The following is a 22,627-nucleotide window of genomic DNA, read 5'->3' as shown; positions in this document are numbered from 1 at the left end:
ACATTGCGCTAATGTGTTAATAAGGCTGAAAAAAAAATGAACTCAAGACCTGTCCCCCCGTAAGGGTGGGTGAACCAGAACGCCTGTCTAGCTCAACCCCGTTGGCGTTCTGACCAAAGCTGGGCTTTTGATTCTAATAATTCTGGCCCTTTCTCCTTTCATTTTAATTAGAATGCCACTGATCAAGCAAAAAGTTTTCAATAAGATTTAATGGTGTGACTACCTGTTTTAATGTCTTTTTGATAAAGGTGGCCTTCCATGAGGAAATGAGTTCATGGTTAATACACAAAAAAAGTGCAATTTCTGTGAAAGAGGTTACAATTAGAAAAGAGTTGACAAAATAAATCTGTCACCAGTCATATTTATGAGGTGGGGACGGGGTCAACTGGGAATTGTGTGTGGATAATGACGAGAATCAGGAGTGTTACTGAACTATCTTCAGCAAAACATCAGTGGATCCGTCAAAAGTTAAAATAATGCCTTGACAAAAGGCAAAAAAAGTGAAAACCCCTTGGGTATTTAACTCCATAAATTGATTCTGCAAGGAGCATGAGGAACGCGGCATGAACCAGGCTAACAACGTACTCGATAGCATTTATCAGCCTGAGCTAGAAATGATAAATCCGCCCGAGATAGAAGAAGAACTCTTATTAATCGAGGAGGAAGAGGACTTACTGCTAGTTGATGACGGGGATATTGATGATTTTTTAGAGCCTCAGACTGATGAGGACGACGCAAAGTCTGGAAAAGCCGCTAAATCGCGTCGTCGCACACAGACTAAGAAGAAGCCATTTACTGAGGACTCAATTCGTCTTTACCTGCAAGAGATTGGTCGAATTAGACTATTACGGGCGGATGAAGAAATTGAGTTGGCACGAAAAATAGCTGATTTGCTGGAGCTAGAAAGAGTTAGAGATGATTTATACGAACAGCTAGAAAGGGAACCGGAATTTAGGGAATGGGCCGAGGCGGTAAAATTGCCCTTACCAACCTTCCGCTATCGTCTTCACGTGGGGCGCAGGGCGAAGGATAAAATGGTACAATCCAACCTAAGGTTAGTGGTTTCCATTGCCAAAAAATATATGAATCGGGGTTTGTCATTCCAGGACTTAATTCAGGAGGGAAGTCTAGGTCTGATCCGGGCCGCCGAAAAATTTGACCATGAAAAGGGCTATAAGTTTTCTACTTATGCAACTTGGTGGATCCGTCAAGCAATTACAAGGGCAATAGCTGATCAGTCTCGAACCATTCGTTTACCCGTTCACCTTTACGAAACTATATCACGGATTAAGAAAACTACCAAACTTTTATCTCAAGAAATGGGACGCAAACCCACGGAGGAAGAAATTGCGACCCGCATGGAAATGACCATTGAAAAACTGAGGTTTATTGCTAAATCAGCTCAATTGCCTATTTCTTTGGAAACACCTATTGGTAAGGAGGAGGATTCCCGTTTAGGAGATTTTATTGAATCTGATGGTGAAACACCTGAGGATCAGGTTTCTAAAAGTCTTCTTAGGGAAGACCTAGAAAGAGTTTTAGATAGTTTGGGTCCCCGAGAAAGGGATGTTTTGAGACTGCGCTATGGTTTGGATGATGGTCGGATGAAAACCCTGGAGGAAATCGGTCAGATTTTTAATGTTACCCGGGAAAGGATTCGACAAATCGAGGCCAAGGCTCTGCGGAAACTGCGTCATCCCAATCGGAACAGTGTTCTCAAGGAGTATATTCGTTAGATATTAGGGGCATATTTTTGCTGGGATGGAGGTTAAAACTTCCATTCCCGGCGAAAATGTAAAAAACTCTGCAAGAACTCTTGTAACAGGTGGTTTTTGTGCAGTTTGTTGGTGCTCCATTCCCTAGCGGTTTGGGTGAGAATTTCTGAGCAGCTAGGGTAGACGACAGCTAAATTTTCTAAGTTATCAATTTTCAAGTTTTGAGCTATTGCTAGGCCAATGAGGTTGATTATTTCTTCTGCTTCTTGACCAAATATACTACACCCTAAAATTTTGCCGTTTTCTAAAACAATTAGTTTGCAAATACCTGTGGTCTCATTCTTAATTTGACCTGCTGTTGTGGTCTTAAAGTAGTTTTTAAAAACTAGAACTCGATTTTTATTATATGTTTTTTTGGCCTGTAATTCGGTGATTCCTACCCGTGCTACTATGGGTTGGGTAGATATTATCCAAGGAATGGCACTGTAGTTGACCCTATGTCTGGGAAAAAATAGGGCGTTTTTCACAGCTATTTTTGCCTCGTATTTGGCAATGTTCTCCATATCATAACCACCTATAATATCTCCACAGGCGTAAATATTGGGATTGGTGGTTTGTAGTTTGTCGTTGGTGATCAGGCGATCGCTTGAGGATTTAATTCTCGGACTGGCTAAGTTCAGGTTCTCTATTTTGGGTTGTTGGTGATTAGCTATTAAAATTTCGTCAGTTTCTATAGCTTGGTCTTTTAGTTGTACCCATTTTTGACCTTTAATTTTTGTTGTTTGGGTGACCGGTTGTTCTCGGAAAATACTTACCCCTTCAGCTTCTAGTTGGGCGATGAGTAATTCAACTATTTCTGGCTCCAAATGGGATAAAACCGTGGGATGGTTGAGGACTAAATCTATATGGCAACCTAAATGAGCTAGGGTTTGAGCGATTTCTATACTTTGGGGTAAACCACCAATAATTACCCAGTGTTTAGGTAGATTGGTGCTAACTAGGTAATGCCAAATATTAGTTAGGGTAACATAACCAGTGGTGGCGAGATTTTCTATGTGGGGAATTTTAGTCACCGAACCACAGGCCAGTAAGTATCTACTCCCCCTTAAAGTTCGACCTTGAACTCTAAAACTGGGTTTTCTAGAATTGACAAACTCCCCCCTACCAATAATTATATCTACTCCCTGAGTAGCTAAATTATCCAGAGAATTTATTAAGTTAAACTGGGACTCCATACCTTGGGCATAAAATATTGCCCGCTGGTAAGAAGAAATTAAACATCTTTCTGGCTGTTGCAGCTGCTTTAGTACCTGCGTACTAGGAGGTTGATCGGCACAAATGCCTAAACCCATCATTTCCAAGTACTGATAAGAGATCCTGCTCAGTTCCCTCAATGGGTAAACATAGTTTAGTTGATAAGTAGGTTGGGACTTTACTAAAGCTACTTTCGCATGTAGTTGAGCTGCATATAAAGCAGCTTCATATCCCGCTATACTATCACCAATGATTATTATATCATAGTCCAGTTTCATAGATGATTTTGGGTTATGGATTCCAGAGCAGTAATTAAACCTTGATTATCTGGTATGGAGCGCACAGCAACACGAAAATAGCGATCGCCTAGTTCCTTAAAACTCAAACAGTCACGAATGAGGATGTGGTGTTTTACTAGTAGCTGTTCTTGTAACCAAGAAGTGGAAATTTGGGACTCTACCAATAAATAGTTAACAGCACCCGGCAAAGGTTTAAGAGCAGGTAAACTAGATAAACCTTGTACAAGTTGATTTCTCGCTTGAGGTAACCAGGTCCAGGTTTGATGTTGAAATTCCCGATCTTGAAGTGCAGCTATAGCAGCACATACAGCCAAATTGTTTACGGGCCAGGGATCTCGCCAACACTGCCATTTTTGTAGCAAGTCAGGTGCAGCTATAGCATAGCCTAATCTCAGACCTGGCAAACTGTAGAACTTAGTCAGCGATCGCAATATGACCAAATTCCTATACTCCTGAACTAACCCTATCAAACTTTGCTCCTGTTCGGGGGTGAGAAAATCCATAAACGCTTCATCTACCACCACCAGGGCAAAATCCTGTAAGTAGGGTAAAATTTCCTCCCGTAAAAATAACCTACCCGTTGGATTGTGGGGATTATTCAGCAACAATCCATATTCCCCTAATCCAGAAACACACACACCAGAAGATAAAAAGGGGGGTAACCCCCTCTCCCAACTTAAATCCATAGGAAACTCCAACACTTTGGCATTATGGGCCGCCAGGGTGCGGTAATAATCGCCAAAAGCCGGAGTTACTAATATAGTTGCTCTTAGTTGTGCCAGTTCCCTACCCAGTAAGGTTAGTAATTCAGCCGAACCATTACCCGGTAAAATCCACTCCGGTGGTAGTTCATGGAAACGACCCAGAGCCAGTTTCAGCTCCATGTAATCTGGGTCGGGATAATGTTTTAGACTAGCCAATTGGGAGGCGATCGCATGAATTACGGTTTTAGGCGGTCCCAAGGGGCTAATACTAGCAGAAAAGTCCACAATAGCCTCTGGGGGACAGCCAGCTAATGCCGCCGCCCAAGCTAGATTTCCCCCATGTGCTTTGTGTTGCATCAAAACTGCACTTCCTAGAACTGAAACTACTCTTTTGGGGGTGCTACCTTTTCTCTAAATAGTTTCCCAGCGGAGAAAGCAGGAACCCTCGTAGCTGGTATTTCCATTTTTTCATTAGTTTTAGGGTTACGACCTTCACGAGCTTTACGGTCCCGTGATTCAAAAGAACCAAAACCAACCAAGGTAACCTTATCACCTGAAGCAACCGCTTCAACAATAGTGTCAATGGCAGCACTGAGGACAGCATCCGCTTGTTTTTTGGTCACATTGGCTTTTTCGGCCACTGCATCTACTAATTCACCTTTGTTCATATCAAACTCCTTGAGGTTTACTTGAGATTTGCTGCAAGATGAAATCCGGTCGCATCCTTACGGAAATCTCTGTCGGTAGAATTACAAAAATCGTTCGTTAAGAGTATTTGCACTCCCAACCCCTGTACATCAGATCAGCTCGACTTTTCAATGAATTATTCTAATGTCTTGTAGCCGAAAGTGGGTAGGTGAAAGCATTAATTTATATAGATTTCAGAATTTATTATCTTTTTTCCTCCATTGTTACTCTAAAAACCAGCATTTTTTAAGCATAAGTACTCACCAAAAGGCGAAATAAAGACCGATTCACGACTAGTTTTAAATTGTTTAATAGTAGCTGCAGCCCCAAAACGTTAATACCTGGCAAGCCGTTAAATTATTGAACTCCCACAAATCCCCAATCGGGACGTAATTTAGCTGCTTGACGTAAATACACGTGGTGTATGGGGGAAGAAGCGGGTAAATAGGCATGAATTAAAAACCTTATACAGCGCTGCAAACTTCCTTCCACATACATTTGTTGAACATCTAGCATGGCCACGCTATCCCATAAAGGACGACTGCGAGCGATCGCTGCTGGAAAGATAGCATCCAAGTCACGGGTAACAGAGAAAGTGACACTCAAAATTTCCGTAGGTCGCAGTTGATTACGGTCTTCTAACTCATTAAGTAATTCCGTTACTGCTTCTGTAATTGCCACTATACTATTTTCCCCAACAGTTGTCGCGCCACGAATTGCCCGCATTTGCCATTCCACTTCCAAGTTCCTCCTTTTCTGGTTGTCAGTTATTACTATCAGCGGTCAGTCGTCAGTTGCCAATTTTTACGACTGACCATTGACGAATGACATAACCTTCTAGGGTCTATATAACCACAGTGGTAACCCACTTGTAGACATTTCAAACTCCAGCCAATCAATTCCAGATCTAATACTTGATTTGGGATAGCGACTACCTGGTAGAACTCGACTCAATAATGGTTTCCGCTCTTCTAAGGTATAGCAGGGAGTTTTTTGGGGATCAAGTCCCACCAATTCGGTGGTCCAACGTCGAGCATCTTCCTCTGTTCCCAAACGGTCTACAACTCCCAAGTTTAAGGCCTGCTCTCCTGTAAAAATACGTCCGTCAGCGAAGGTCTTAACAGTTTCTATAGGTAAGGCACGCGCCTGAGCTACTGTTTGAATAAATTGCTGATAACTGACATCAATCAGTTCTTGCAGGATATTTTCCTCTGGTTGGGTCAGTTCTCTATCAAAGGATAAAATGTCTTTGTATGGCCCAGACTTAATTACTTTAAAAGAAACACCAACTTTTTCTAACAAGCGTTCTAGATTGTTTCCCCGTAGGATTACACCTATACTACCTGTAATTGTTCCCGGATTGGCCATAATATGCTCCGCCCCCATGCCTATATAGACCCCACCTGAAGCCGATATATTGCCAAAACTGGCGACGATTTTAGTTTTTTTGCCCAGTTCCTTGAGGGCACTATAGATCTCCTGAGAGTCCCCTACCGTACCACCAGGACTGTCAATACGTAACAACAGGGCAGGGAATTTCCTCTCTTCTACAGTTTTTATGGCTTCCAATACTCGCTTTCTTGTGCCACTGGCGATCGCACCAGTAATTTCAATGCGAGCGATTTGTTTACGAAACTTGGGTTTAAACGGCCAGATCATGAGTAATCTAATCTCTTATTTATATTTCTAATATATCAAACAAAAAATAACCATTAATTAACCTGGAGATTACCATATAGTTGATTTGTTTGCTTTTTATGGTTGGTATATAGGAAAATGGCACGAGGTAGATTATTTTTTGTGTTCAGCGAAGGTATGAAGAATCAGTATGGATATTAAACAATTATTTATAGCTGGTGGCGTGGTCATGTGGCCACTGCTATTGTCTTCCATAATTGCCGTAGGACTAATTATTGAGCGTATTTGGTTCTGGTCAAAAATTACCAGGCGACAAGAAAGAGTAGTTAAATACGTATTGAATCTATATCGTCAAAATAACTTAGTTAATGCCATTGATGTTCTGCAAAAGAATGCTGATTTACCCATCGCCCGGATTTTTTTGACTGCTTTAGAACTAGAAGAACCCAACCCGGAGGAATTTCGTTTGGCCTTAGAAACTGAAGCTCAGGCGGAAATACCCCTATTAAAACGATTCACCACAGTTTTTGACACCATTATTGCCCTGGCCCCCCTACTAGGATTATTGGGAACCGTACTGGGACTAATCAATTCCTTTGCTTCTTTAAACATTGGCAATGTGGGAGGGACTCAAACAGCGGGTGTTACCGGTGGTATTAGCGAGGCCTTAGTTTCTACTGCTACAGGTCTGATTGTAGCTATTTCCACTCTCTTATTTGCCAATTCCTTTCGAGGTCTTTACCAAAGGCAAATAGCCTTAATACAAGAATACGGGGGACAACTAGAACTATTATACCGTCGTCGTTATGAACGGGGAGATAAATCCTATGCGTCTACCAGATGAACCGGATATACCAGCACAAATTAATATTGTGCCCATGATTGATGTTATATTCGCAATCTTGACTTTTTTCATCATGTCATCTTTATACTTGACTCGTTTCAATAGTTTACCTGTGAATTTGCCTCAAGCAGGAACAACCCAAGCTGGTCCCCCTCCGCAAATAACAGTGACAATTGATCCCCAGGGACAGATTTTTTTGAATGAACAAAAAATTAATTTAGAGCAGTTATCAAAAGAAGTAAAATCACAAAGAAAACCATCACAGCCATTAATTGTAGTAATTAATGCAGACAAATCCGTTAACCATGGGCAGGTAGTAGGGGTAATGGATCAAATAAGACAAGTGGAAGGAGTGAAATTGGCCATAGCGACCAAGAAATAGGAGGAGAGATTTTCTCCAAAGGAAATTCTTGGCAAATGATGAATTTAGAGCAAAGATGGGATCGTTAAGTGCTAACCTAAAAGATGATATTGCTTGATCTTGTGGTCTTTGAAGACCAACTTGACCAAAAATAGCTTCATTTATTAGGCGCAGCATGGTCACCACCGCAGAAAAAACAAACATAGGTTACATTACCCAAGTAATTGGTCCGGTTGTAGACGTTAAATACCCTGGCGGTAAACTCCCCCAAATCTACAACGCTTTGACTATTAACGGCACTAACGAAGCTGGACAGGAAATCAACCTCACCGTTGAAGTACAGCAACTTTTAGGCGATAACCAAGTCCGAGCTGTGGCTATGAGTACCACTGATGGTTTGGTTCGTGGGTTGGAAGTTGTAGATACGGGCGCACCTATCAGTGTACCTGTAGGTAAGGCTACTTTAGGACGTATTTTCAACGTTTTAGGCGAACCTGTAGATAATCAAGGTCCTGTCAACAATGAGGAAACCTTACCTATTCACCGCGAATCCCCCAAACTTACAGATCTGGAAACTAAACCTTCTGTGTTTGAAACCGGTATCAAGGTTGTAGACCTGTTAACCCCCTACAGACGTGGTGGTAAAATCGGTCTCTTTGGCGGAGCTGGTGTTGGTAAAACCGTGATCATGATGGAGTTGATTAACAACATCGCTACTCAACATGGTGGTGTGTCCGTATTCGCTGGTGTAGGTGAACGCACCCGCGAAGGTAATGACCTCTATAACGAAATGATCGAATCTGGGGTAATCAATAAAGAAAACCTCAATGAGTCTAAAATTGCCCTGGTTTATGGGCAAATGAATGAACCACCTGGAGCTAGAATGCGGGTTGGTTTGTCTGGTTTGACTATGGCAGAATACTTCCGGGATGTAAATAAGCAAGACGTACTGTTATTTGTTGACAACATTTTCCGGTTCGTACAAGCTGGTTCTGAAGTATCCGCTCTCCTAGGACGTATGCCCTCCGCTGTGGGATATCAACCTACTCTGGGTACTGATGTGGGCGCTTTACAGGAACGTATTACCTCTACCACTGAAGGATCTATTACTTCTATTCAGGCTGTATACGTACCTGCAGATGACTTAACCGATCCCGCACCTGCTACTACCTTTGCTCACCTGGATGGTACAACAGTATTATCCCGTGGTTTGGCAGCTAAAGGTATTTATCCAGCAGTGGATCCCCTGGGTTCTACTTCTACAATGTTACAGCCCAGTATTGTTGGTAAAGAGCATTATGACATTGCTCGTTCCGTACAGTCTACACTACAGCGATATAAAGAGTTACAAGATATTATTGCTATTCTAGGTTTAGATGAGTTATCAGAAGATGATCGTCTAATCGTAGCACGCGCTCGTAAGATTGAGCGTTTCTTGTCTCAACCATTCTTTGTAGCTGAGGTATTTACTGGATCCCCCGGTAAGTATGTGAAGTTGGAAGAAACCATCAAAGGGTTCCAAAAAATTCTCGCCGGTGAGTTGGATGACCTACCAGAACAAGCTTTTTACATGGTCGGTGATATCAACGAAGCGATCGCCAAGGCTCAAAAACTGAAGGGTTAGTCATTGTCACTTGTCACTAGTTCTTGAGACTAGTGACTGACAAATTGGAAATAATCAAGGAAAACAGACAGATGACATTAACCATTCGTGTAATTTCTCCAGACAAAACCGTCTGGGATGGCCCTGCTGACGAGGTAATTCTCCCTAGCACTACTGGTCAATTAGGTGTACTAAGTGGTCACGCTCCCATGTTAACTGCATTGGATACAGGGGTAATGCGTGTGAGAGCAGAAAAAAATGCCAGCTGGCAGTCCATAGCTCTTTTAGGTGGTTTTGCCGAAGTTGAAGAAGACGAAGTAACCATCCTGGTAAATGGAGCCCAACGTGGTGACACTATTAATTTAGAGGAAGCTCGTTCAGAGTTTAACGCAGCCCAGAGCAAAATTAACCAGGTTGCAGCAGGGGACAGGCAAGCCCAGATACAGGCTAGGGCAGCATTAAAACGGGCTCGAGCTCGTTTTCAAGCTGCTGGTGGTATGGTATGAGGCTAAAATAAACAACAGACTGCATGGTGGTAGTAACCATCATGCAGGTTTAATTGGTGGCAATCAAGTGCTACCAGTGAAAGCAACTTCAGGAAACTTTAACTGTGCTTCAGACATGGGGCGGTTTTTACCTTCTTCCTGCCAATAATTAATCACCTCTGTGGCGTTGTTCAGTAATTCCACGCGATCAGGATCACTGATCCAGTGTTTGGATTCCAACTCCTTCTTGAGTTCTTCCCAAGCATCATTACGGGGCCAGAAGAAATATTTAGTCAGGGGACTAGTACCTTTACCGACAACCTGATCCACTGCTAAGGCTACATTATCATCTAACCAGAGAATTTTTAAGATAAATTTGGTCAATCGTACCTCCGGGGAAAATCCGGCTATAACTTGCTATGGTTTGCAATCTCCTATTCTAATCTAAAACTTGACTAGTGGGGAAGTAAAGAGTTAAAATCAGTGGAAAATTTCTCGTTTTTGTGAACTCTTGGCTTGGAGTTGGTTGGGACTAAAAATCTGTCTGACCAGGTCAGCCAATTGCTCAGCACTATCGACAACAGCTATAGCTTGAGCGCTATGACTCATTTCTTGTAAGATTGTTGGCGACTTTAATAGTTCTAAAACTTGGTTTTGTAAAGTTTTTGCTGTCAGTTTTGATTGTTGAAAAGTTAAAGCAGCACCCGCCTTGGTAAAAACAGCAGCATTGTAGGATTGATGATCTTCCGCTGCAAAGGGATAGGGAATTAAAATAGCAGGAGTACCACAAACTGCCAACTCGGCCAAACTCCCAGCTCCAGAGCGACTAATGGCTAGATTAGCTCGACCCAACAAGCCTGCCATATTGTCATAGAAGGGCAAAACTATGTATTGGGGGTGTTGTAAACTATTAGCATCAGGATCCCTATCTCCCGTTAAGTGGACAACATAAGCTCCCGCATTACACCAAGCAATTACTGCTTGTCTAACCAATTGATTCACCGCTACTGCTCCCTGACTACCCCCAAAAACTACAATTAAGGGTACTTCGTCGGGTATGGGTAACTCTAGTGGGGAACTGGTTTTTCGGTTTAAAAACTGCGATCGCACGGGGGTGCCAACATAGACAGTTTTAGCATTGGGTAAATATTTGGTAGTTACGTCAAATCCTATAGCCACCCTAGTGCAATAGGAACCAAAAAATCGGGTTACCTTTCCAGGTAGAGCATTGGACTCATGAAAAATAACTGGTAAACCCAAAGAACGAGCTGCAATAATAGCTGGACTGGCGATATAGCCACCTGTGGTGAATACTCCTTGAAACCGACCTTGACGAAGAATCTGTCTCACCCGAAAAATGGACCGAACCAGTTTCCAGATGACAGTTAAAGAAGCTAAACTCAGACCCTTCTGAAAACCTTCCACTGGGATAGTATGTAGGGGGTATTGGTTTGGTACTAGCTGGGTTTCTAGTCTATCGGGTACTCCTAACCATTCGATATCATATTCCGTCAATTTTTCGGCCAGGGCGATCGCTGGAAATAAATGTCCACCCGTACCACTAGCAGCTACTAATAGTTTTAACCTTCCGTTTACCATTACCGTTATACCGTTTATTCCTTAAATTGTTTTGTAGTTACTGCATTTTTTTTGATTGAGTCCTATAATAGGATTCTACAATGGGATACAATATAGATCACCATATATCCTGTTATTTACCGTTATTTAACACAGAATTTTCCCATCCTAGCGGGGGATCAGAAATTCCTGAGCTTGTGTAGAGAACTTAGTAAACTATTATTAGTGGTAGCTTTTGTTAGCTATTCTTAACTAAATTCACTAAACTTATTTGAACTTATTGATTTATTCATGCAGCCAAACCAAAAACTACTCTTTAGTATTTCTTTCCTCTCACTCCTGTTGAGTTTGGACATAGACAGTTGTGCATACGCACAAACAGTAACTCCAGATAATGCACCCCCCCAACTGAAAAAGCTGATTGCTCAAATTGATGCTGCTTCCAGTCGTGGTGACATCAAGGGAGTCATGGGATTTTATAGTTCTAAATTTAGCCATGGGGATGGATTAACCCGACAAGCTATGGAGCAGTCTTTAAAATCCTTTTGGCAAAGATACCCAAAATTGAGCTATCAAACAAAATTACAATCCTGGAAGTCAAACGGTAAGACTATCATTGCGGAAACTGTAACCCGGATTACGGGCCAGTCCTCCGACAGGACGAGCCCTCTTGCCATAAATGCGGCTATCACTTCAAGACAGCACATTACAGGTGCGCAAATTACCCATCAAGAAATTTTGTCAGAACGAACTCAAATGACATCGGGCAAAAAACCTCCCCAGGTGGAATTTAGGTTACCACAACAAGTAAAGGTGGGTGAGAAATATGCTTTTGATGCTATTGTGAAGGAACCATTAGGTAATAACTTCCTCCTGGGAACCGCTATGGAAGAAACTATCAAACCTAATAAGTATCTTAATCCTACACCAATAAACTTGGAATTACTTAGTACGGGGGGGTTATTTAAAACTGGCACTGCTCCCTTACAACCAGTAAATCAATGGATTTCCGCCGTCATTGTTCGCGATGATGGTGTTACCATGATTACTCAAAGGCTGAAAGTGGTTAGGAATTAGTTGGTTAAATACCATCGGGATTCCAGTTTGTCAAATTTGTGTATTTATTACTTACTAAATCCAGGGGTTGAATTGCACCATTAGAGCTGGAAACTCGAAACCAATAAACCGGACTGGTGGTGCTGTCAGGGTGATTTTCTAGGACTTTGACGGTGTAAAATGGTTGACTAGTTTTCGGATAGCTGCTAACGACTACACCCACATCAATAGTTCCTTGGGAAAGGGTTTTAATCTCCTTGGCTTTCCGTTGTACCTGTGGTAAGTTCCAAACAGATTTAACTGCTTTTTGTTTATTGATCTTCACGACGGCAACCTTTATGGAACTGGGTCTGTTCGTTACCACTTTAGCTACCTGTACAGATGGGGGATTCAATGAACTTTTAACTTGATTTTGCCCCATGAGGTAGGTGATTGAGTATGCTCCTGATAATGCTAGTAACCCTAGAAAAACTACATGGTAGTACCTAAATTGTTCCTGGAGGTAGTAGGTTAATAGCTGTTTGGGGTAAACTTTAAACATGTTTCCACACCTTGATTTTATAGTTTTCGCCTGGCTACATACATATAATATCAGAGCTTGTGCAACTGAATATTTTTTGTTTCCATCCAAATATCTGGTCTTGACAAAGATCCCCGGTTGTGAAGGGTTACCAAATAATCTTAGAATTTGATTTAATATATTTAGCTCTATTTAGTTCTTGACCTAAGTATGATAATTGTTTTTGACATTGATGGTGTGATTCGGGATGTGAGTGGTTCTTACCGCCGTGCTTTGGCAGATACAGTAGAATATTTTACTAACTATGCCTATCGTCCTACGGTCACGGATATTGACGACCTCAAATCTGAGGGGATATGGAACAATGATTGGGAGGGTTCCCAAGAGTTGATTTACCGTTACTTTGTCAGTCAGGGTCAGCAAAGGGAAGACTTACAATTAGATTATGAGAGCATTGTTGCCTATTTTCAATCCCGTTATCGCGGTACTGACACAGAAAACTGGAATGGTTATATTTGTCATGAACCCCTATTATTAGAACCAAGTTATTTAGAGTCCCTGACCCAGGCAAATATCAGCTGGGGATTTTTTAGTGGTGCAACTCGTGGATCTGCTAGTTATGTGTTAGAGCGACGCTTAGGTTTAAAATCTCCAGTTTTAATCGCCATGGAAGATGCGCCTGGTAAACCTGACCCTACAGGACTTTTTGCTACTATTAATCTTTTAGAAATTGCCAAACAAGACCAAAACAAAAAACAACCGGTTATATATGTGGGGGATACAGTAGCGGATATGCACACTGTAGCTAAAGCCAAAATTTTGGATAGTTCTCGAACCTGGGTAGCTGTGGGGGTTTTACCACCCCATGTCCAGGAAACTCCATCCCACAGAGATGCTTATCAGAAAATTATGCTGCAAGCAGGTGCAAATATATTGTTGACCAATGTTCAGGAGTTGACACCATCTAAAACAGCTGAATTAGTAAATATATATATTTAATTGAATATGAATCAACCAATAGTTTGGGTTAACGGAGACTGCTTAAGTCCCCACAGTCCTGCTTTCAAGAAATATCCTGATAGTCCAGCAATTTGGGTCTGGGATGATGCTTTAATTGCAGAATGGCAACTTAGTTTAAAAAGAATAACTTTCATTTATGAATGTCTAATAGAGTTACCAGTGGAAATTCGCCGGGGAGATATAGCACAGGAAGTGATTAGATTTGCTAGAGAAAACAATACCGGTTTAGTTATCACTACCAAGAGTCCTAGTCCCAAATTTGCACAAATTTGTGATGTGATTCGTCCCCATTTGGATTTGGAAGTATTAGGAGTGGAACCCTTTTTTGATTATGATGGTTTTATTGACCTGAAAAGATTTTCCCGTTATTGGAAAGTGGCTGAAAAATATGTTTTTAGATCTAATCAAGATGGTTGAATAATTATAGCCAAGCTTATAAACAAAACTGGAAAGATGTTTAGACTAACCAAGGACACCCAAGATTTACTTACTGACCTGATTTCTCGCTATAAAGATCAGGTTGACTACTTAATGATTCGACTAGAAGAAGCAGAGGGAACTGATATCTTATTGCGTGGTGATAAAGTAGAAACTCTTAGCGAAGGCGTTTCTATGGGTGCCCATATTCGGGCTTGTCATAAAGGGGGTTGGGGTTTAACTAGCTTCAACCACATTGCCGATATTGAAGAACGCATCCAAGAGGCTATCTCCGCAGCACGCACAGTGGGAGATGAACAAACCATTCTCGCTCCTATTCCTGTTATTCAATCCACTTGCAAACTGGGCATAACTGGTATTGACCCATCCACGGTTCCTTTAAAAAAGAAAAAACAATTATGCGATCGCTACCGGGAAATACTAAAGAGCGTTGATCCTCGGATCACGACCACATCCGTTCGTTACAACGATAGTAGTCAGAAAGTAATAATTGCCACTTCTGAAGGAACCCTAATAGAGCAGTCATGGGTGGATATGGAAATGAGATTTGCTGCCACAGCCAGGAATGGGGACACAGTACAAACTGGAAGGGAAACTGTAGGTTCACGTAAAGATTATAATGACTTAGTCAACTTAGATACCATAATACAGGGAGCTGCCCAAAGAGCAGTCACGGCCTTATCCCTACCACCAGTCAAAGGTAACACCTACACCGTAGTTATTGACCCCATATTAACAGGATTATTTGTGCATGAAGCCTTCGGTCATCTTTCAGAAGCGGACATGGCCTATGAGAATCCAGATTTACTGGAAGTGATGACCTTGGGGAGACGTTTTGGTCCAGAGGAACTACAAATTTTTGATGGTGCAGGATCTCCAGGTCATCGGGGTAGTTATTTGTACGATGATGAGGGGACACCAGCGACAACCACCCAATTAATTGAGGATGGGGTGTTAGTAGGAAGGTTACACTCCCGTGAAACTGCGGGTAAGTTAGGAGAAAAGCCCACAGGTAATGCTCGTTGCTTAGATTATCATTTTTCCCCTATTGTGAGGATGACCAACACTTGGATAGAAAGAGGTAAAACACCAGTGGTGGATTTATTTACAGATATTAAAGAAGGAGTATATGCGCGTAATTGGTTAGGGGGAATGACCAATGGAGAAATGTTTACCTTTAGTGCGGGTGAAGCATGGATGATTAGGAATGGTGCAATAGGGGAACCGGTAAAAGATGTAACCTTATCCGGCAATGTTTTTCAGACTTTAGCAGATATAGAAGGAATTGGGGATGATTTTCACTGGGATGAATCTGGTGGATGTGGTAAGGGGGGACAGAATGGGTTACCAGTAGGTTGTGGTGGACCCAGTTTAAGGATTAGAGATGTGGTTGTGGGGGGAGAAAGTTAGAGTGATATTTGATATGGTAGTATGATGGGTAGTAGGGGAGTATAGTAAAAGTTGGTTAAGCATGTGAGTCATATTACTAAATTACTGCAAACAGTTAATGAATTGCGCAATTTCATTATTTTCTGGCTAGGACAATCTGTATCAGAGATTGGGAATCGTTTAACAGGATTTGGGTTAGGAATCTGGGTCTATCAAAATACTCATGAGGTTGCCGGATTAAGCTTAGTCGTTTTTTTTACAACCCTGCCTGGGGTATTAATCACCCCTTTTGTTGGTGCATTAGTAGACAGATGGAATCGCAAATGGACCATAATCTTTAGTGACCTAGCTGCAGCTACTGTAACGCTAACGCTTATAGTGCTTCTACTAACAAACAATTTACAGGTTTGGCATACCTACATAACGGCATTTTGCACTTCAGTGTGTGGTTCTTTTCAAATGATTGCTAAAGGTGCAGCTTTACCAATGATGGTTAAGAAACACCAAATAGGGAGAGCAAATGGGTTAATTCACTTTAGTACAGCTCTGGGACAACTAACGGCACCAATTTTAGCGGGAATACTCCTCGCTAATATACAAATCCAGGGGTTACTGATGGTTGACTTATCTTCCTATTTCGTAGGACTACTTACCCTTTTGATTATTGATATTCCTCAACCGGAACCCATAATTGAATCAAATCAGAGTGTGAGAGTTAATACGATTATTCACGATATTGCTTATGGTTGGAATGCCGTTGTCGAGAATAATACTTTATTAATTTTGCTAGCATTCATGAGCATTCATTTTTTAGTAGATGGTATGACAACGGTTTTGATAAACCCTCTAGTTTTATCATTTTCTTCCACTCAGAGTTTTAGTGTTATTATGTCAATAGCTGCTTGTGGAATGGTAGGTGGTAGTTTAAGCATGACCCTTTGGGGAGGAGGTAAAAAACATACTTCTACTCTGTTTACTTTTACGGCCTTAAATGGTGTAGGATTGGTAATTGCGGGATTTTCCCCTTCTATTCCCATTATTGCACTTGGTCTTTTTATATCATTTTTCTCATTACCAATTACTCTTAGCACCAATAGCATGATTTGGCAGTCTAGTGTTAATGGCAATATTCAAGGTCGTGTTCTTTCTTTATTTAACACAGTAATAGGGTTAGCATTAGCTATTGGTAATCTAACTGCTAGTCCTTTGAGCGACGATTTGTTTGAACCGATGTTATTAGAAGGTGGTTTACTATCTACTAGTATGGGGTCAATTATAGGGACTGGTGAAGGAAGGGGGATTGGACTCTTAATAATTATGGCGGGAATGATACTATTTTGTCTGTCTATTATTTTCTATACCCATTTTAATTGGAAAGATAAAAATTTAGAAACCAACGATGAGTTTAGCATTTCCGCTAAGGAAGTTGTGAAAGATTCATAAGCGGTTTTTACTCGGCAAGTTCTAATTGGCGAATTTTAGGATGTTGGGAAGCAATGATGGCAGTTGTTGTAATGAAACAACCAACTATTACAAATAAAAGTCCAGTACCACGACCAGGACCAGTACCTATTAACTGGCCTATAAGTGCTTTTGACCAAGTGCCATCAAATCCCATTAATGGTTCAAATACATAGTCAGATAGGGGTGCGGCAACTATGGATGCTAAAGGTGTTGCAGCGCTTGAAATTGCACCAGTTAGAGCAAAGACTCTTCCCTGTAAGTTTTCAGCAACTCTTGTTTGGAAGAGAATTTGAATCATGCCATTAATGAAGGGGGTATTAAAGAAAAATAGTATGGTGCCAATATACATTTGCAGTAACGAGGGACGTGAACCGCCAATGGCTATAGCCATTCCGCTCAATGACATAGCTATCAGAATTGTGGTAATTAAGTTTTGCCATTGGTATTTCCAACTACTCATCAATAGGGATCCCAAAATCATACCAATACCACTAAGAAACACGATTTTTCCCAGTTCAGATGGGGTAGTTAGACTCAGAGCCAAAGGATAAAATAGTACAGTCACGAAGCCAATTGAAAATTGATAAACTGTCAAAATAATCACAAGACTTGTTAGTCCAGGACATTTGATCAAATAAGTCCAACCATCCGTAACGTCTCGCCATAAAAAGGATATACTTGGTTGGTAATTGTTTTCCTCAGTCTGATGGATTTTCTCACCAAACTTGACTGATATCAGAGTGGTTAGGGCAATTAATAATCCTAGAAAATCAATTGTTAAAATCCCTTGTAGATGGATTACATCCAAAATTGCACCTGCAATTAAAGGTCCGACAATCTGCTGAATCCCCATAGATAGTTGTACCATCCCGCTGGCTCTTGATAGTTCTTCTGCGGGAACCAAAGAGGTAATGGCGGCTTTATACGCAGGGTTACTGAATGTGCCAATTATGGAGGCAAAAATGTTGATTAAATAAATTTGCCAGATTTCTATGTGACCAATAGTCGCAATAATCAACAAACTTAGAGTCAGTACTCCTATAATAATGTGAGCAATAATCATTGTCATGCGTCGATCCCATTTATCCACCAAGGTTCCTGCTACAGGGGAAATAATGATCGGTGGTATGGTGCAAGTTAGCATGAGTAAGGCGAACTGTGTGGCTGAACCTGTTTGCCTAAATACAGATATATTGAGAGCAAAACTGGTCATAGAGATACCAATCAGGTAAAATAGTTGTCCCAGCCAAATTATTCTGAAAATAGACATGTTGACATAAACGTAGTAAATTTTGCTCGAATAGTGTTATGATGGTTGTATATTGTCGTGTATGAGGATATTTCCGCCTTTTCACCGTTTTGGGGGATTGTGAGGTACACCTATTTTATGAGCTTGGTGTTCTCCAAAACTGACAACTTTGGTAATTTACCAGTGGGAGAACTACTATACAAGTTTTATGAGTGTAAACCACTAGACTAGTATAACTCAATAACTCAAAAATAACCCATTCAAATGAGTAAATTTAAACCACAAGCAGTGTCACAGTTTTGGGCGATCGCCAAACTTTATTGGTTAGAAGGTGAAAAACGACCTGCAATCGTTCTACTTCTGCTAATGGGTATTTTGCTATTAGGTAACACCCAAGTTAAGGTCTTTTTAAATGGTATTCAAGGAGACTTAATTTCTGCCTTGTCATCTCGCGACAGTAACAGATTTTGGCAAGGTATAGGAGTTGCTTTTTTAGGCATTATTCTGTTTGGATGTTTAAACTCTGCCTATGGTTATCTGCGAGAGATGATAAATATATATTGGCGCAGATGGTTAACAGCTCATTTTCTTGGTGAATATTTTCGGGATCGTGCTTTTTATGAATTGAACAATTTTGATAAAGAGATTGATAACCCAGATCAACGCATTTCTGAAGACATTACCAACTTTTGTCAACAATCGGTTCAATTTTTAGTCAACTGTGTAGAGTCAATTTTTGTAGTAGTTGCTTTTAGTTTTATTCTGTGGTCAATTTCACCAAATCTAGTTTTAGTCTTAATTATTTATTCCCTACTAGCCTATACAATTACTATAGCTTTTTATGGCAAGAAATTAACTAGGCTAAACATTGAGCAGCTAAGAAAAGAGGCAGATTTTCGTTTCAGTTTAATTCGCATCCGAGAAAATTCTGAATCCATAGCCTTTTACAATGGAATTTTGCCAGAATCAAGGAAAGTTAAAGAGATATTTAACCTGGCATTTAAAAATTTTCAGAAACTAATTCTTTGGTCAGAAATATACCTAAATATTTTTAAATATCAATTTGGTTATCTTCCCTGGATTATTCCGGCATTAATTTTGGGTCAACAAGTGCTATCAGGTGAGATTGAAGTGGGCAAAGTTACAGAAGCTGGAGGTGCCTTTGGCCAGGTAGCATTTTCAGTCAATTTGATTATGTATCAATTTGAGAAATTTACAAAATTTGCCGCAGCAATTAATCGCTTGTATGTCTTTCATGAATATTTCCAACGTCCAAAAAAACCAAATGCTGACAGAGATAAAATTGGCATCACTAAAGATAATTATTTAGGTTTTAGAAATCTAACTTTATACACTCCTAACTACGAAAAAATCCTGTTTGAAAATTTTTCCTTGGAAATTCAACCCAATCAAAGCCTTTTGATTATGGGGGATAGTGGTTGTGGAAAAAGTTCTTTGTTGCGAGCATTGGCGGGATTATGGAAATCAGGAAGCGGCGAAATTGTCCGCCCTGAACTATCAGAAATTTTATTTTTGCCTCAGCGTCCTTACATGATTTTAGGCACTCTCAGAGAACAGCTAATTTATCCATATAACCACACTGATATTAGTGATGAAGAACTTTATCAAGTAGTTGAAAAAGTTGGTTTATCCTACCTGATAGAAAGATTTGGAGGTTTAAATAGAGAGCAAGATTGGAGTGAAATTCTTTCCCTGGGGGAACAGCAAAGATTAGCCTTTGGCAGACTTTTAGTTGCCAAACCCAAATATGTTATTTTAGACGAAGCTACCAGTGCTTTAGATTTAAAAAATGAAGAAAAGTTGTACAATTTTTTGATAAGTATGAATACAACCTTTGTTAGTGTTGGACATCGACCCACCCTAAAAAAATTCCATCAAGTAGTTATTAACATGTCAGGAGATTCCCCATGAGTCGTGTAATGTTCTTCAATGTTTCAGCACCGGGCCATATCATCCCAACTTTTGGACTGGTTAAAGAATTAATTGACAGAGGCGAAGAGGTAATTTACTATGAAGTACCTAGCTTTGAAGGAGAAATATTATCCTTTGGTGCCAAGTTTCGCCCTTATCCAACCCTAAATCCTGAAACAGCGCCACCTGCAGAAAATGAAATGTCTTTAGTTCCCTCGTTAATCTGGTGTGCCCATCAGATGCTCCCAGAATTAATAGAGTCTGTGAGTAAAGAGAAACCAGATTATATTATTCATGATTCCCTATGTCTTTGGGGGAGATTATTGGGGCAAATTCTCAATATTCCCGCCATAAATTCTATCTCTACAGCTGCTTTTACCCCCCAAACATTTTATGAATGTCCGTGGTTGAGAAAAAAACTGCCCTTTTTTTTAAAACAAGCTGCAGAGGGTATGAAATATTATCGAAAATACCAAAAAGAATTGCGGTTAACCTATGGACTGCCACCAATTAAGTTTGTAGATACATTTACCAATATTGAACCGTTAAACTTATGTTACTTGCCAGTAGAACTGCAACCCTATCACTATAAGTTTAATCAGTTTAGTCAGCAATTTCATTTCGTTGGACCTTGTAACCTTATAAGGGGTATCGAATTTGATTTTCCTTTGGAAAAACTACAAAAGGACAAGGTAATTCTTATTTCTTTTGGCACTGCTCACGATCCAGGAGTGAGATTCTATCAGAACTGTATTCAGGCATTTGGTAATATTGATGCTCAAGTAGTAATGATATTAAGTCCTACCATAGATGTAAGTGTTTTGGGGGATATTCCCGAAAACTTTATCATCAGACCCAATGGCACGGTTCCTCAATTAAAAATTTTAGAACGTGCCAGTTTGTTTATTATGCACGGAGGAGCTGGTGGCACAAGAGAAGCTATTTCCTATTCAGTACCGATGATTGCAGTACCACAAACCTATGAGCAGGAAATTATTTCTCGTCGTATTGAGGAGCAGGGTGCAGGAATTATGATGTTTTTAAAAGACAGTACGGTAGAAAATCTACGACAAACTGCACAGCAACTTTTAACTAATAATTCTTTTAGAGTTAATCTTCGTCGATTGGGCGATGCCTGTCATGCTGCTGGTGGAGTTAAAAGGGCAGTGGATGAAATTTGGCATTACATGACAAGCAAGCTATAACCCCCAATTAAAAATTGTCTGCTCATGATTGATTTCTAGTTCCAGCGGCTAACATTTTTGGTAAAAATCTCTTTCAAAATATCAGTTATTGTGTAACTTAGCTCCCAACGAGGATAATGATTTTTAAATTTTTGAACATCACTAATCCACCAAATGTGGTCGCCTATGCGGTTCACTTCTATGTATTGCCAGTTCAGCTTTTTGTCAGTAATTGCTTGGCAGTGCTGAACCGCTTCCAACATTGAGCAATTACTAAAACGACTTCCACCTATGTTGTATACTTCACCAACTCGCGGGTTTTGGTAAAAATGGTAAAAGGCATTTACTAAATCGTAGCTGTGGATATTATCACGAACCTGCTTGCCTTTGTAGCCAAGTATCTGATAAGGTTCGCCGGTCATTGTACATTTCATCAGGTAAGATAAAAAGCCGTGTAGTTGAGTACCAGAGTGGCTTGGTCCTGTCAAACATCCTCCTCGAAATGCAACGGTCTTCATGTTGAAATAGCGTCCATATTCCTGCACTAGTACGTCCGCCGCTAACTTTGAAGCTCCAAACAAAGAGTGCATAGAATGATCTATACTCATGTTTTCATCAATTCCTTGGTAGTACGGATGGGTTTGGTTAATTTCCCAGCGCAGTTCTTCTTCTAGTAACGGTAAGCGATTCGGAGTATCTCCATAGACTTTGTTGGTCGAGCAAAAGATAAAGACCGCATCCGGAGAGTATTGCCGCGTGTTTTCTAATAAAACTAAAGTGCCATTGGCATTGACGGAAAAGTCGGTATAGGGATCTTTAGCCGCCCAATCGTGGGATGGTTGAGCCGCAGTGTGAATGATCAAACCAATATCTGTACCATAGGTTTTAAAGATGTTGGATATGCTTTCGGAAGCCCGAATATCAACGTTATGGTGAATGTATTGATCACCATATTCCTCTAAAAGGCGATCACGATTCCATTCGGTTGAAGCACCTTCTCCAAAGAAAAAAGAGCGCATATTGTTATCAATGCCAACCACGCTAAATCCACGCTTGCAGAAAAATCGAACTGATTCAGAACCAATTAATCCAGCTGAACCTGTTACTAAAACGATCGTCATGATTATTATCCCTCTAAATGTATCAGACACTGTTACATTACATTTCATCGAGCCACCCAATCGGCGATCGCCTTAAAATTTATCGC

Annotated in this window: 22 protein-coding genes; 12 read left to right on the top strand and 10 right to left on the bottom strand. The window is 40.6% G+C overall.

Annotated elements, in window-relative coordinates:
- Positions 1 to 563 precede the first annotated feature (563 nt).
- Positions 564 to 1,736, top strand: coding sequence for an RNA polymerase sigma factor RpoD (gene rpoD, locus C6N34_RS16020; RefSeq protein WP_009342633.1), 1,173 nt, complete (start codon positions 564 to 566; stop codon positions 1,734 to 1,736).
- A gap of 32 nt (positions 1,737 to 1,768) precedes the next feature.
- On the opposite strand, the gene C6N34_RS16015 is transcribed toward rpoD, so the two are convergent.
- From C6N34_RS16015 to sppA, 5 genes are all read right to left on the bottom strand, one after another.
- Entirely contained in the window at positions 1,769 to 3,247 is a 1,479-nt protein-coding gene (locus C6N34_RS16015) for a dihydrolipoyl dehydrogenase family protein (RefSeq protein ID WP_057178240.1), read from the bottom strand.
- The gene (gene cobD, locus C6N34_RS16010) at positions 3,244 to 4,329 is read right to left on the bottom strand and encodes a threonine-phosphate decarboxylase CobD (RefSeq protein ID WP_115538239.1); all 1,086 of its coding nucleotides are present in this window, start codon (positions 4,327 to 4,329) and stop codon (positions 3,244 to 3,246) included. Before cobD ends, C6N34_RS16015 begins: the two co-directional genes overlap by 4 nt.
- Before the next feature lie 26 nt (positions 4,330 to 4,355).
- The gene (locus C6N34_RS16005) at positions 4,356 to 4,640 is read right to left on the bottom strand and encodes an HU family DNA-binding protein (protein WP_006276712.1); all 285 of its coding nucleotides are present in this window, start codon (positions 4,638 to 4,640) and stop codon (positions 4,356 to 4,358) included.
- 376 nt (positions 4,641 to 5,016) lie between these two features.
- Positions 5,017 to 5,397, bottom strand: coding sequence for a chorismate mutase (gene aroH, locus C6N34_RS16000; protein WP_057178238.1), 381 nt, complete (start codon positions 5,395 to 5,397; stop codon positions 5,017 to 5,019).
- Between the two features lie 99 nt (positions 5,398 to 5,496).
- A complete protein-coding gene (gene sppA, locus C6N34_RS15995; RefSeq protein WP_057178237.1) occupies positions 5,497 to 6,318 on the bottom strand; it encodes a signal peptide peptidase SppA in 822 nt (273 codons plus the stop codon).
- A gap of 169 nt (positions 6,319 to 6,487) precedes the next feature.
- Between sppA and C6N34_RS15990 the strand changes: the two genes are divergently transcribed.
- The 4 genes from C6N34_RS15990 (at position 6,488) to atpC (ending at position 9,611) form a co-directional block, all read left to right on the top strand.
- The gene (locus C6N34_RS15990) at positions 6,488 to 7,141 is read left to right on the top strand and encodes a MotA/TolQ/ExbB proton channel family protein (RefSeq protein WP_115538238.1); all 654 of its coding nucleotides are present in this window, start codon (positions 6,488 to 6,490) and stop codon (positions 7,139 to 7,141) included.
- Entirely contained in the window at positions 7,125 to 7,523 is a 399-nt protein-coding gene (locus C6N34_RS15985) for an ExbD/TolR family protein (protein ID WP_115538237.1), read from the top strand. The genes C6N34_RS15990 and C6N34_RS15985 overlap by 17 nt, the downstream gene beginning before the upstream one ends.
- A gap of 154 nt (positions 7,524 to 7,677) precedes the next feature.
- On the top strand, positions 7,678 to 9,126 hold the full coding sequence (gene atpD, locus C6N34_RS15980) for a F0F1 ATP synthase subunit beta (protein ID WP_057178235.1): 1,449 nt from the start codon (positions 7,678 to 7,680) through the stop codon (positions 9,124 to 9,126).
- Between the two features lie 71 nt (positions 9,127 to 9,197).
- Positions 9,198 to 9,611, top strand: coding sequence for an ATP synthase F1 subunit epsilon (atpC, locus tag C6N34_RS15975; RefSeq protein WP_057178234.1), 414 nt, complete (start codon positions 9,198 to 9,200; stop codon positions 9,609 to 9,611).
- A gap of 63 nt (positions 9,612 to 9,674) precedes the next feature.
- Here the strand turns inward: atpC and C6N34_RS15970 are convergent, their stop codons facing one another.
- Entirely contained in the window at positions 9,675 to 9,974 is a 300-nt protein-coding gene (locus tag C6N34_RS15970) for a 30S ribosomal protein PSRP-3 (protein WP_236107224.1), read from the bottom strand.
- A 96-nt stretch (positions 9,975 to 10,070) separates the two neighbouring features.
- Complete coding sequence (gene murG / locus C6N34_RS15965; RefSeq protein WP_115538235.1) at positions 10,071 to 11,189, bottom strand: undecaprenyldiphospho-muramoylpentapeptide beta-N-acetylglucosaminyltransferase; 1,119 nt, start codon at positions 11,187 to 11,189, stop codon at positions 10,071 to 10,073.
- A 270-nt stretch (positions 11,190 to 11,459) separates the two neighbouring features.
- Between murG and C6N34_RS15960 the strand changes: the two genes are divergently transcribed.
- Positions 11,460 to 12,245: a Cif family virulence factor gene (locus C6N34_RS15960; RefSeq protein ID WP_115538234.1), complete on the top strand. Its 786-nt coding sequence runs from the start codon at positions 11,460 to 11,462 to the stop codon at positions 12,243 to 12,245.
- A gap of 4 nt (positions 12,246 to 12,249) precedes the next feature.
- On the opposite strand, the gene C6N34_RS15955 is transcribed toward C6N34_RS15960, so the two are convergent.
- Positions 12,250 to 12,765: a hypothetical protein gene (locus C6N34_RS15955; RefSeq protein ID WP_115538233.1), complete on the bottom strand. Its 516-nt coding sequence runs from the start codon at positions 12,763 to 12,765 to the stop codon at positions 12,250 to 12,252.
- Between the two features lie 189 nt (positions 12,766 to 12,954).
- Between C6N34_RS15955 and C6N34_RS15950 the strand changes: the two genes are divergently transcribed.
- From C6N34_RS15950 to C6N34_RS15935, 4 genes are all read left to right on the top strand, one after another.
- Complete coding sequence (locus tag C6N34_RS15950; protein ID WP_115538232.1) at positions 12,955 to 13,743, top strand: TIGR01548 family HAD-type hydrolase; 789 nt, start codon at positions 12,955 to 12,957, stop codon at positions 13,741 to 13,743.
- A gap of 6 nt (positions 13,744 to 13,749) precedes the next feature.
- Entirely contained in the window at positions 13,750 to 14,181 is a 432-nt protein-coding gene (locus C6N34_RS15945) for a hypothetical protein (RefSeq protein WP_057178230.1), read from the top strand.
- A gap of 36 nt (positions 14,182 to 14,217) precedes the next feature.
- The gene (locus C6N34_RS15940; protein ID WP_115538231.1) at positions 14,218 to 15,612 is read left to right on the top strand and encodes a TldD/PmbA family protein; all 1,395 of its coding nucleotides are present in this window, start codon (positions 14,218 to 14,220) and stop codon (positions 15,610 to 15,612) included.
- 63 nt (positions 15,613 to 15,675) lie between these two features.
- Entirely contained in the window at positions 15,676 to 17,034 is a 1,359-nt protein-coding gene (locus C6N34_RS15935) for an MFS transporter (RefSeq protein WP_236107222.1), read from the top strand.
- A 7-nt stretch (positions 17,035 to 17,041) separates the two neighbouring features.
- Here the strand turns inward: C6N34_RS15935 and C6N34_RS15930 are convergent, their stop codons facing one another.
- Positions 17,042 to 18,325 (bottom strand): MFS transporter, encoded by a 1,284-nt coding sequence (locus C6N34_RS15930; RefSeq protein ID WP_115538229.1) that lies wholly within the window; start codon positions 18,323 to 18,325, stop codon positions 17,042 to 17,044.
- Between the two features lie 243 nt (positions 18,326 to 18,568).
- On the opposite strand from C6N34_RS15930, the gene C6N34_RS15925 reads away from it, so the two are divergent.
- The gene (locus C6N34_RS15925; protein ID WP_006276696.1) at positions 18,569 to 20,236 is read left to right on the top strand and encodes an ABC transporter ATP-binding protein/permease; all 1,668 of its coding nucleotides are present in this window, start codon (positions 18,569 to 18,571) and stop codon (positions 20,234 to 20,236) included.
- A complete protein-coding gene (locus C6N34_RS15920) occupies positions 20,233 to 21,441 on the top strand; it encodes a macrolide family glycosyltransferase (RefSeq protein ID WP_115538228.1) in 1,209 nt (402 codons plus the stop codon). The genes C6N34_RS15925 and C6N34_RS15920 overlap by 4 nt, the downstream gene beginning before the upstream one ends.
- 35 nt (positions 21,442 to 21,476) lie before the next feature.
- On the opposite strand, the gene C6N34_RS15915 is transcribed toward C6N34_RS15920, so the two are convergent.
- Positions 21,477 to 22,541, bottom strand: coding sequence for an NAD-dependent epimerase/dehydratase family protein (locus C6N34_RS15915; RefSeq protein ID WP_096546216.1), 1,065 nt, complete (start codon positions 22,539 to 22,541; stop codon positions 21,477 to 21,479).
- Positions 22,542 to 22,627 lie beyond the last annotated feature (86 nt).

It is taken from the genome of Cylindrospermopsis raciborskii Cr2010 (genome assembly GCF_003367075.2).
GTDB classification, from domain to species: Bacteria; Cyanobacteriota; Cyanobacteriia; order Cyanobacteriales; family Nostocaceae; genus Raphidiopsis; species Raphidiopsis raciborskii.
The sequence above is the reverse complement of the archived record's forward strand: the minus strand, read 5'-3'. Positions and strand labels throughout refer to the sequence as shown.

What these genes read in the sequence shown, in the direction of transcription:
- C6N34_RS15940 (WP_115538231.1), top strand. Translation starts at nt 14,218, where the DNA reads ATGTTTAGACTAACCAAGGACACCCAAGATTTACTTACTGACCTGATT.
- C6N34_RS15945 (WP_057178230.1), top strand. Translation starts at nt 13,750, where the DNA reads ATGAATCAACCAATAGTTTGGGTTAACGGAGACTGCTTAAGTCCCCAC.
- atpC (WP_057178234.1), top strand. Translation starts at nt 9,198, where the DNA reads ATGACATTAACCATTCGTGTAATTTCTCCAGACAAAACCGTCTGGGAT.
- C6N34_RS15955 (WP_115538233.1), bottom strand. Translation starts at nt 12,765, where the DNA reads ATGTTTAAAGTTTACCCCAAACAGCTATTAACCTACTACCTCCAGGAA.
- C6N34_RS16005 (WP_006276712.1), bottom strand. Translation starts at nt 4,640, where the DNA reads ATGAACAAAGGTGAATTAGTAGATGCAGTGGCCGAAAAAGCCAATGTG.
- murG (WP_115538235.1), bottom strand. Translation starts at nt 11,189, where the DNA reads ATGGTAAACGGAAGGTTAAAACTATTAGTAGCTGCTAGTGGTACGGGT.
- atpD (WP_057178235.1), top strand. Translation starts at nt 7,678, where the DNA reads ATGGTCACCACCGCAGAAAAAACAAACATAGGTTACATTACCCAAGTA.
- C6N34_RS15990 (WP_115538238.1), top strand. Translation starts at nt 6,488, where the DNA reads ATGGATATTAAACAATTATTTATAGCTGGTGGCGTGGTCATGTGGCCA.
- C6N34_RS15985 (WP_115538237.1), top strand. Translation starts at nt 7,125, where the DNA reads ATGCGTCTACCAGATGAACCGGATATACCAGCACAAATTAATATTGTG.
- C6N34_RS15960 (WP_115538234.1), top strand. Translation starts at nt 11,460, where the DNA reads ATGCAGCCAAACCAAAAACTACTCTTTAGTATTTCTTTCCTCTCACTC.
- rpoD (WP_009342633.1), top strand. Translation starts at nt 564, where the DNA reads ATGAACCAGGCTAACAACGTACTCGATAGCATTTATCAGCCTGAGCTA.
- sppA (WP_057178237.1), bottom strand. Translation starts at nt 6,318, where the DNA reads ATGATCTGGCCGTTTAAACCCAAGTTTCGTAAACAAATCGCTCGCATT.
- C6N34_RS15930 (WP_115538229.1), bottom strand. Translation starts at nt 18,325, where the DNA reads ATGTCTATTTTCAGAATAATTTGGCTGGGACAACTATTTTACCTGATT.
- cobD (WP_115538239.1), bottom strand. Translation starts at nt 4,329, where the DNA reads ATGCAACACAAAGCACATGGGGGAAATCTAGCTTGGGCGGCGGCATTA.
- C6N34_RS15925 (WP_006276696.1), top strand. Translation starts at nt 18,569, where the DNA reads ATGAGTAAATTTAAACCACAAGCAGTGTCACAGTTTTGGGCGATCGCC.
- C6N34_RS16015 (WP_057178240.1), bottom strand. Translation starts at nt 3,247, where the DNA reads ATGAAACTGGACTATGATATAATAATCATTGGTGATAGTATAGCGGGA.
- C6N34_RS15920 (WP_115538228.1), top strand. Translation starts at nt 20,233, where the DNA reads ATGAGTCGTGTAATGTTCTTCAATGTTTCAGCACCGGGCCATATCATC.
- C6N34_RS15915 (WP_096546216.1), bottom strand. Translation starts at nt 22,541, where the DNA reads ATGACGATCGTTTTAGTAACAGGTTCAGCTGGATTAATTGGTTCTGAA.
- C6N34_RS15950 (WP_115538232.1), top strand. Translation starts at nt 12,955, where the DNA reads ATGATAATTGTTTTTGACATTGATGGTGTGATTCGGGATGTGAGTGGT.